The sequence below is a fragment of the Clavibacter sp. MX14-G9D genome (assembly GCF_032917815.1).
Classification (GTDB): Bacteria; Actinomycetota; Actinomycetes; order Actinomycetales; family Microbacteriaceae; genus Clavibacter; species Clavibacter michiganensis_K.
The window spans coordinates 1-9,373 of sequence record NZ_JAVCVL010000105.1 but is presented as its reverse complement, the minus strand read 5'-3'; the positions used below and the strand labels follow the sequence as shown (position 1 = coordinate 9,373).

11 protein-coding genes are annotated in these 9,373 nt (G+C 73.6%); all 11 read right to left on the bottom strand.

The window, feature by feature from the left end; translation table 11 throughout:
- Positions 1–1,148 (bottom strand): dihydroxyacetone kinase family protein (locus Q6969_RS09660; RefSeq protein WP_317230244.1); only part of this gene is annotated, 1,148 nt, incomplete at its 3' end.
- An 89-nt stretch (positions 1,149–1,237) separates the two neighbouring features.
- Complete coding sequence (locus tag Q6969_RS09655) at positions 1,238–1,936, bottom strand: GAF and ANTAR domain-containing protein (RefSeq protein WP_317230243.1); 699 nt, start codon at positions 1,934–1,936, stop codon at positions 1,238–1,240.
- A gap of 63 nt (positions 1,937–1,999) precedes the next feature.
- Positions 2,000–2,296, bottom strand: a complete 297-nt coding sequence (locus Q6969_RS09650) for a hypothetical protein (protein ID WP_317230242.1) — start codon at positions 2,294–2,296, stop codon at positions 2,000–2,002.
- A 51-nt stretch (positions 2,297–2,347) separates the two neighbouring features.
- On the bottom strand, positions 2,348–2,680 hold the full coding sequence (locus tag Q6969_RS09645) for an ATP-dependent DNA ligase (protein WP_317230241.1): 333 nt from the start codon (positions 2,678–2,680) through the stop codon (positions 2,348–2,350).
- Between the two features lie 485 nt (positions 2,681–3,165).
- The gene (locus Q6969_RS09640; protein ID WP_317230240.1) at positions 3,166–3,510 is read right to left on the bottom strand and encodes a hypothetical protein; all 345 of its coding nucleotides are present in this window, start codon (positions 3,508–3,510) and stop codon (positions 3,166–3,168) included.
- A 72-nt stretch (positions 3,511–3,582) separates the two neighbouring features.
- On the bottom strand, positions 3,583–4,344 hold the full coding sequence (locus Q6969_RS09635) for a GntR family transcriptional regulator (RefSeq protein WP_094115215.1): 762 nt from the start codon (positions 4,342–4,344) through the stop codon (positions 3,583–3,585).
- 53 nt (positions 4,345–4,397) lie between these two features.
- The gene (locus tag Q6969_RS09630; protein ID WP_317230239.1) at positions 4,398–5,315 is read right to left on the bottom strand and encodes an ATP-binding cassette domain-containing protein; all 918 of its coding nucleotides are present in this window, start codon (positions 5,313–5,315) and stop codon (positions 4,398–4,400) included.
- On the bottom strand, positions 5,312–6,355 hold the full coding sequence (locus tag Q6969_RS09625) for an ABC transporter permease (RefSeq protein ID WP_317230238.1): 1,044 nt from the start codon (positions 6,353–6,355) through the stop codon (positions 5,312–5,314). The genes Q6969_RS09630 and Q6969_RS09625 overlap by 4 nt, the downstream gene beginning before the upstream one ends.
- 145 nt (positions 6,356–6,500) lie before the next feature.
- Positions 6,501–7,484, bottom strand: coding sequence for a sugar ABC transporter substrate-binding protein (locus tag Q6969_RS09620; RefSeq protein ID WP_317230237.1), 984 nt, complete (start codon positions 7,482–7,484; stop codon positions 6,501–6,503).
- 238 nt (positions 7,485–7,722) lie between these two features.
- Positions 7,723–8,730, bottom strand: a complete 1,008-nt coding sequence (gene iolG / locus Q6969_RS09615) for an inositol 2-dehydrogenase (RefSeq protein ID WP_317230236.1) — start codon at positions 8,728–8,730, stop codon at positions 7,723–7,725.
- A 96-nt stretch (positions 8,731–8,826) separates the two neighbouring features.
- The coding region (locus tag Q6969_RS09610) for a sugar phosphate isomerase/epimerase (protein WP_317230235.1) at positions 8,827–9,373 on the bottom strand (547 nt) is incomplete at its 5' end.

The window sequence follows — 9,373 nt, the reverse complement described above, 5'->3', positions numbered from 1 at the left end:
GCGACGACCCGGTGCGCGGCGTCGAGCGCCGCGGCGACCCGGACGGCGGCCGCGCGGGACGCGTCGGTGGCGTCGGGGATGGCGGCGTCGACCTCGTCGTCCTCGCGCGCGTCGACGGGCTGCAGCGCCGATCCGTCGAACGCGCCGCTGCGGAAGGCCGGGGTGTCCGCGGGCGCGGTCCACAGCCGCTCGAGCTCCTCGTCGAGCCAGAACAGCGTGAGCGAGGCGCCCGCCATGTCGAAGCTGGTGCAGAACTCGCCGACCTGCGGGTCGACGAGGGTGATGCCCGCCTCCTCCAGCAGGTCCGCGACCCGCGTGAAGACCACGTACAGCTCCTCGTTCTTCACCGATCCCAGGCCGTTGAGGACGGGGACCACCCGCGCGCCCCGCACCTCGACCCCGTCGGGGACCTCGGCCTCGGCGAGCAGGTGCCGTACGAAGAGCTCGGCCAGGCCGTCGGCGGAGGGGATGTCGGTCTCGTCGATGCCGGGCTCGCCGTGGATCCCGAGCCCGATCGCCATGCGCCCCTCCGGCACGGAGAACAGCGGCTCGTCCGCCCCGGGCAGGGTGCAGCCCGTGAAGGCGACGCCCATGGACCGGGTGCGCGCGTTGGCGTGCCGGGCGATGCGCTCGGCGCCGTCGAGGTCGTAGCCCGCGGCGGAGGCCGCGCCGGCCGCCTTGAATACGGTGAGGTCGCCCGCGATGCCGCGGCGCCGCTCCTGCTCGTCGGGGCCGGCGCTGAAGATGTCGTCCGTCACGACGACCGTGCGGCAGTCGATCCCGTCACGCCGCACCCGCTCCTGCGCGTCGTCGAAGTGGAGCACGTCGCCCGCGTAGTTGCCGTAGAGGAGGAGCGCGCCGCGGCCCTGGTCGCTGGAGCGGATCACCGACTCCACCTGGTGCGCGGAGGGCGACGCGAAGAGGTTGCCCATGGCGGCGCCGTGCGCGAGCCCGGGGCCGACCAGCCCGCCGAACGCGGGGTAGTGGCCCGAGCCGCCGCCGATGACGACCGCCACCTCGGGCTCGGCCGCGCGGGTGGAGCGGGAGACGCCGCCGTGCACCCGCCGGACCCACCGGCCGTTGGCGCGCACGAAGCCCGCCGTCATGTCGTCGGCGAAGTCCGCGGGGTCGTTCCAGAGCCGGGTCATCCGTCAAGTCCTCCTCGTCGAGCACGCGGTCGTGATTAACAGATCCTATAGGATATTGGATCTTCCGCGCATGCTCCGGGCGAGGCGGATCAGCCCGTGCGCCCCTCCGCGCGGAGGACCTCCGCCGCCACGTCGCGCAGGCGCCGGGACGTCGACCGCGCCTGGCGACGCAGCACGGTGAACGCCTCGTCGACCGTGATGCCCATGCGCTGCGCGATCGCGCCCTTCGCCTGCTCGATCACGACCCGGCTGTCGAGCGCCAGCTGCAGCTGGTCGCCGAGGGCGTTGCTGCGGTCGAGCGCGTGCTGCTGCAGCACGCTCAGCGTGGCGAGGTCCGCCAGCGTCTGCACGAGCGCCGCATCCCGGTCGCTGAGCGCCCCGGGCTCGGGGGCGAAGAGGCAGAGCGACCCGAGGGTCCGCCCGCGCAGGCGCATGGGCGTGGCGTGCGCGGCCCGGAAGCCGCCCTCGGCGGCGAGCCGCGAGAAGCGCGGCCAGGCGTCGGCGCGGTCCGCGATCTCGGGGACCTCGATGGGCTCGCCGCCGCGCACGCAGTCGAGGGCCGGGCCCTCGAGGGCGCCGAGCTGCGCCTCCTCCACGTCCGTCGCGCGTTCGCTCGTGGACGCGACGACGTGGAGGTCGCCGCCCGCGTCGACGAGCACGATCCCGCCCTCGGTCGCGGACGTGTGCCGCGTGCTCGCGCGCACCAGGTCCGCGAGCACGTCGAGCACGTCGGAGTCGGCGAGGGAGTCGGCCAGGGCGCTGAAGGCGTCGTCGTCGAGGTCGCTCATCCCTCCACGTTAGGCCGGACGGGTGCCGCTGGGGAGGGGGGCGCCGCCCCGGTGTCGAAGGTGCTACGCGGGGTCGTGCGCCCCGTCGTCGAACGCGGCCGTGGACGCGCGGAGGTCGGTCGGCTCGGGATCGTGGTGGACGTCCTCCGCGAGGACGCGCGCCGCGTCCAGGATCCGGACGGCCACCGGCGCGGGCACCGTCCACGTGAGGGTGGCGGTCACGGTCGCGACGTCGTCCTCCGTGATCCCCGTCCCCGTGAAGTCCACGCGCACGTCGCGCGTCTCGGAGCGCACGCCGGCGCCCGCGTCGAGCGCGGCGACGATGCGGTCGTCGTCGTAGGGGATGTTGCTGATGGCCATGAGGCCCTTCCGGGTGATGGAGCGCGACGACGGGCGGACGCCCGTCGGTGGTCAGCCGGCCGCGGGGGGCGTGGCCGGGGAGGCGGGCGAGGCGGGCTCCCGCACGAGGTGCAGGCCGGCCGACGTGTTCGCGGCGAGCATCATCGCCTCGACCCAGGCCATGTTGATCGCCGGAGCGCGACCGCCGAGGTAGACGAACTCCAGGGGGATCTCGGGGGCGATCCAGATGGTGCGCCGCCCGTCGCCCTCGGACGCGGGGTTCTTCCAGGAGAACGAGAAGCTCTCCTTGCGGCGGAGCTTGTTGATGATGACGATCTGCAGGTGCGCGAGCGCGCGGTCCTCCATCTCGGTGCGGCTGCGGGAGTCGTAGATGAGGTGGCCCATGTCCGGCTCTCTCCGTTCATCCGGACGCGGGAGGCTCCCGCGTCGGCGCGCTGTCCGCGTTCGACGCGAGGGGACGGGGCTGCCCGGACGCATCGACGCGATGAGGACGCTGGGGCGTGGCTCGAGGGCGTGGATCGAGACTAGCCACGGCTCGTCCGGGGCCGCGAATCGGGCGCGGACCCTTGACATCCGGTCCGCCGCTCCGGTCGCGCAGTCGCGGCCGCGTCGCGGCCTCGTCGCGGCCGCGAGAGGGAGCCCGGGGCGACGCGGGGGGCGGGCGTCGTCCCGGGCTCGTCCCACGGCGTCATCCGGGTACGCCGTGGGCGGGATGACGCGGCGGGCGCCCTCGACGAGGGCGACGGCCGGGTCCTCCGTCCGGGTCCGTGCGGGTACACGATCCTGATGCCGAAGGTAACGACCCTCACGGGTCCCTGCTCATTCCGGCCGGACCCTTGACCCCATGGTGCTGGTTGGGCTAGAAGCCGTCACTCGAACCGGAAGTGGTCCTCGTCCACGACGCTCCCAGGGTGGGTCTCGCCGGCGGACACGGCCTCGGGCCGCTCCCAGCGGTCGATCCGCGACCGCATGAGCGCCACGGCCTCGGCGTTCTCGGGCGCGGGCAGCCGCGTCGTCGCGGTCTCCGCCATGAGCGGCGCCCCGGCGGTGAGGAGGAACGTCGCGTCCACCTCGTCCCCGTCGGAGCTCAGGGCGCGGAGGGTGACGCTGTCCCCGCGCCCGTGGCTGGCCAGCACGGCCGCGTACTCGATGAGGGTGTCGGCGGCCTCGTCGCCCAGGAGGAGCGACTTCTCGGCGTAGGTGATGTGCTTCATGGCGCTGAGGCTAGGCGCGCGGATGCGCATCGCCACGGCCCTTGACTCGACGGGTTCTGGGGGGATCGCCTGCTACCGGTCGACCAGCGTGATCTCGAACGAGTAGAGGTCGGGCCGGTAGCAGTGCTGGCCGTGCTCCACCGCGCGGCCGGAGCTGTCGAACGCCGTGCGCGACATCGTGAGCACGGCGCCGCCGCGCGGCAGGTCGAGGAGCCGCGCCTCGGACGCGGTCGCCGCGCGCGCGCCGATGCGCTGCTTCGCGACCCGCATGATCACGCCGCGGCCGCGGAGCAGCTGGTACAGGCCGTGCGTCGCGAGCTCCTCGGGGTCGAGGTCGACGAACGGCTCGGGCAGCACGTTGTCGAGGATCGCCAGGGGCACGCCGTCGGCCGTGCGCAGCCGCGTGAGGTGCAGGACGGGGCTGCCGACCTCGACGCCCAGCGCCTCGGCGGTCCGGTCGTCGGCGGTGCCGCGCGCGGAGGACAGCATCTCCGTGCGCGGCGTCTGGCCCTGCCGCTCGAGGTCCTCGTAGAGGCTCGTGAGCTCGACGTTGCGCGTGACCCGGCCGTGCACGACCTGCGTGCCGATGCCGCGGCGGCGGACGAGCAGGCCCTTGTCGACCAGGTCCTGGATGGCCCGCCGGATCGTCGGCCGCGACAGGCCGAGCCGGTTGCCCAGCGCGATCTCGTTCTCCAGCCGCGCGCCCGCGGGCAGCGTGCCGTCGTGGATCGCCGTCTCCAGCAGGTTGGCCACCTGGTAGTAGAGCGGCACCGGGCCCGAGCGGTCGAGCGCCAGGAACAGGTCGGGGGGCAGGATCTGCTCCGGTTGCGTCACGCGGATCGCTCCCTCGCTGGTCAGGTCAACGTCTCATCCTGGCACGCGCCCGTTCACGCGTCCGGCGCCGGCCGGCTCCCGTCCGCGCCGGGGTCGCGCGCCAGCTCGTGGGCGAGGGAGTCCAGCTCGGCGCCGCCGGCCATGAGGCTCGTCAGCTCGCCGAGCGTGATCTCGTCCTTCTCGAACGTGCCGAGGCTCGATCCGCGGTTCAGCAGCAGGAACCGGTCGCCCACCGGGAACGCGTGGTGCGGGTTGTGCGTGATGAAGACCACGCCGAGGCCCTGGTCGCGCGAGCGGGCGATGTACCGCAGCACCACGCCCGACTGCTTCACGCCGAGCGCGGCCGTCGGCTCGTCGAGGATCAGCACGCGGGCGCCGAAGTGCACGGCCCGCGCGATCGCCACGCACTGGCGCTCGCCGCCGGACAGCGTGCCGATGGGCTGGTCGACGTCCCGCAGGTCGATGCCCATCTGGGCGAGCTGGTCGTGCGTGATGGACTTCATGGCCTGCACGTCGAGCCGGCGCAGCGGCCCCCGGCCCTTCGTGATCTCGGAGCCCAGGAAGAAGTTCCGCCAGACGGGCATGAGCGGCACGACCGCGAGGTCCTGGTAGACCGTCGCGATGCCCGCCTGCAGGGCCGCGCGCGGCGAGCCGAGCGTGACGGGCTCGCCGTCGAGCAGCATCGTGCCCTCGCTCGGCGCATGCACGCCCGCGAGCATCTTGATGAAGGTCGACTTGCCGGCGCCGTTGTCGCCCAGCACGCAGGTGACCTGGCCCGCGTTCACGACCGTCGAGACGCCCGTCAGCGCGTTGACGGCGCCGTAGCTCTTGCCGATGTCGCGGACCTCGAGGATGGTCGAGCCGACCGGGGGCAGCGCGGGAGTCGGGCGCCCGCCCGCCTCCTCCGCGGCACCGGGCGTGGCGCCCGCGAGGCGCGCGGATGCGGCGCCGGGATCGATGTCCGTGGTCATCGTCCGCCTCCCGCCCGCGTGCGCACCAGGTTGTTGAGGAGCACGGCCGCGAGGAGCATGCCGCCGAGCACGGTCCGCAGCCAGTTCGTGTCCCACTGGGCGAACGTGATGCCCTGGAAGACCATGCCGTAGATGAGGGCGCCGAGGGCCGCGCCGATCGCGGAGCCGAAGCCGCCCGTGAGCAGGCACCCGCCGACGACCGCGCAGATGATGTAGATGAACTCCTGGCCGACGCCCGTGTTCGCCTGCACCGTCGAGGTCCGGAACAGCGAGATCATCCCCACGAGCCACGCCGCGCCGGCCGTGCCCATGAAGAGGCCGACCTTGGTCCTGAAGACCGGGACGCCCACCTGGCGGGCGGACTCCTTGGCGCCGCCGACCGCGAAGATCCAGTTGCCGGCGCGGGTGCGCAGCAGGATCCACGTGGCCACCGCGGCGACGAGGAACCACCACAGCACGGAGACGTAGAAGTTGCCGCCGCCGATCTGGAGCGACGAGCCGAAGATGGGCTGGATGGCGTCGTAGGACGGCACCTTCGTCATGCCCTGGATGGCGACCTGACCGGTGATGAGCTTCGTGACCGCGAGGTCGACGCCGGCGAGGGCGAAGAACGTGCCGAGGGTCACGATGAAGCTCGGCAGGCCCGTCTTCATCACGAGGAAGCCGTTGAGGGCGCCGACCGCGAGGGCCGCCGCGAGCGACACGACCACCGCGACCCAGATGCTGAGGCCGTAGTGGGAGGTGAGGATGCCGACGACGAGGGCCGAGAAGCCCGTCATGACGCCGGCGGAGAGGTCGAACTCGCCGCCGATCATGAGCATCGCGACGGCGACCGCCATGATCCCGAAGGTCGAGGCCGACTCGAGCCACACGCCCGCTCCGGCGAGGGTGAGGAACTGCGGCGTGTAGAGGGAGAAGAAGAGCAGCACGGCGAGGGCGGCCACGAGGGCGCCGATCTCCGGTCGGGCGAGGATCTTGCGGATCGGCCTGTTCTCGAGGCGCGGCCTCGTGGCGATCGTCACGATGTCCGTCGTGGTCAACGCGGGCTCCTAGGGGTGTGGGCGGTGCACGGGGGTGGGGATGCGGGGTCGTCGCCGGTGCGGCGGCGTGCGGGTCCGGGTCCGGGTGCCGCGGACGGCACCGGGACGGCGGGCCGGGCGCGTCGTGCGCGCCCGGCCCGGCGGCCTAGCGGGTGCCGTTCGCCGCGAACTCGGCGACCTGCGCCGCGTTGTCCTCCGTCACGAAGGCCGGGCCGGAGTAGACGGGCTGGCCGCCGCCGATCACGTTGCCGTTCGTGGCGTAGAGCTGGAGCGCCGTGACGCCGAGGAACCCCTGCACGTAGGGCTGCTGGTCGACCGCGAACAGGACGGTGCCGGCCTCGACGGCGCTGACGACGTCCTCCGAGAGGTCGAAGGTGCCGATCTGGGCCGCGCTGCCCGACTCCTCCACGGCGCCGACCGCGTCGATCGCGTACTGGCCGCCGAGGGTCAGCACGCCGTCGATGGAGGGGTCCGCCTGCAGCTTGGACTTGATGGTCGCCTTGACCTCCGCGTCGTTCGTGCCGTCGACCTGGAGGTTCGCCATCTGCCCGGGGAAGGCGCTCGCCGCGGACGAGCAGCGCTCCTCCAGCCCGACGTTGCCGGCCTCCTGGATGACGCACAGCACGTTCTCCAGGCCCGCGTCGCCGAGGCGCTCCCCGACGGCCTCGCCCGCGACGGTCTCGCTCTGGCCGATGTGCGTGAGGGCCCCGAACTCGGCGGAGCGCTCGATGCCGGAGTTGATGGTGACGACGGGGACGCCGGCCGCCACGGCCTTCTCGATGCTGTCCTGCAGGCCGTCCGGGTTGGCCATGGAGACGACGATGCCGTCGACGTCCTGCGCGACCGCGTTGTCGATGAGCTGCGACTGCTTGGCGGGGTCCGGGTCGGCGTTGTACGTGATGGTGGCGCCGTAGTCGCCGCCCGCCGTCTCCGCGCCGGACTTCACGCGGTCCCAGAACGCGTCGCCGGGGCCCGAGTGGGTGACGACGGCGAAGGTGAGGTCCCCGCCGCCTCCGCCGCTGCCGCCGCCGGCGGTGGGCGCGGCCTCCTGGCCGGTGCCCGCGCACGAGGTGAGGAGGAGGCCGGCCGCTATCACGAGGCCGAGGGGGGCGAGGGATCTGCTCTTCATCGAATGCTCCTTGTCGGGCGGACGCCCGCACGCGGGGTCCTGACGTCGTCGTCGGGGCGATCCTCGTCCCGCTCGTCGTCCTTGTCAATACATACTGACAAGAAGACGCCGGGTCGAGACTTCTCGGGTGCGCGAGGCCGTCCGACCCCTCAGTCTGCCGCGTGCCCGCACCCGCGCCCGCGCGCGCCGAGGTCCCGGGCGCGCGCGGCGCGACCGGGACCTCGGGATGGACGGCGGGTCAGAGCGAGACGGGCACCGCCACGCGCTCGACGGCCGAGCGCTGGGCCGCGTCCGCGAGCACGAGCGCCGCGCGGCCGTCCTCGAACGTCGGGCTGTCGGACTCCTCGCCGCGCGCGAGGCGGATGAAGGCGCGGAGCTCCGCCACGTACGCCGCGGCGTAGCGCTCCAGGAAGAAGTCCTGGTACGGCGGCTTGCCCTCGACGCTCGTCGCGGTCGAGAGGCTGACGAGGCTCGTGAGCGCGTTCGACACCTGCAGCGACCCGCGCGACCCGAAGGCCTCGATCCGCTGGTCGTAGCCCACGGCGCTGTGGCGGGAGTTCGTGATGACGACCAGCGCGCCGCTGGAGGAGCGGAGCGTGACGACGGCCGTGTCGAAGTCGCCGTGCTCGCGGGCTCCCGGGTCGAACGTGGTGGATCCCGTGGCCTGCACCTCGACGATGTCCGGCAGGAAGAAGCGGGCCATGTCCAGGTCGTGGATGGTCATGTCGCGGAAGATGCCGCCGGAGACCGCGACGTAGGCGGCGGGCGGCGCGGCCGGGTCGCGGCTGACGATGGAGAGCTGCTCGAGCTCGCCGACCTCGCCGGCGGCCACGCGGGCGCGGGCCTCCGCGAAGGCCGGGTCGAAGCGCCGGTTGAAGCCGAGGGCGACCGGCACGCCCGCCGAGCGGACGCGGGGGAGGAGCGCGTCCACGCGCGCGATGTCGAGGTCGATGGGCTTCTCGCAGAGCACCGGCAGGCCGGCGTCGATGGCGGCGGAGATGAGGTCGACGTGGGTCGGGGTGGGCGACGCGATGAGGACGGCGTCGATGCCGCCGGAAGCCATCATCGCCGCGGCGTCCTCGGTGACGGTCCCGCCGTGGCGGGCGGACAGGGCGTGGGCGCCCTCGACGAAGGGGTCGCAGATCCACGCGAGCTCGGCGTCCGGATCCCGGGCGATGTTCGCGGCGTGGACCTGGCCGATGCGGCCGGTGCCGATCAGGCCGAAGCGCAGGGGGGTCGTGGTCATGTCGCCGTCCTCGTGTCTCGTGGGTGGTGCGGGTGGTGCGGGGTCGGGTGGTGGGGGCCGTGGGCCGGATGCCGGGGACCGTGGCCGGTCGCCGGGTCAGGCCCAGGCGCGGAGGGCCTCGCGGTTCACGCGCTGGTCCTCGGTGCGCTCCGCGCGGAAGGCGCGGATGTCGGCGTCGGGCGCGTTGAGCACGTCCTGCTCCACCACTACCCAGCCGTCGAAGCCCTGGGCCTCGACCGCCGCCATGACGCTCGCGAGGTCGACGTCGCCGCGGCCGAAGGCCACGAAGGCGCCCGACGACCAGACCTCGCGCATGCCGCCGCCCGCCGCGAGCACCCGGCGGAGCTCGGCGCCGTCGACGTCCTTGAGGTGCAGGTGCGTGATGCGCGCGCCCCAGCGCTCGACGGCCGTGAGCGGGTCGCCGCCGGCGATGACGAGGTGGCCGGTGTCGAGCGTGAGGCCGACGTCGACCGCGTCGAGGAACCGGTCGACCTCCTCCGGCGACTCGACGAAGGTGCCCGCGTGGTGGTGGAAGGTCGGCTCGAGGCCCGCGGCGCGCGTGATCGCGGCGGCCCGCGCGGTGTTGCGGACGAGGCGGGACCAGGCGGCGTCGTCGAGCGGGTCGGCCGCGGCGCCGCGGCCG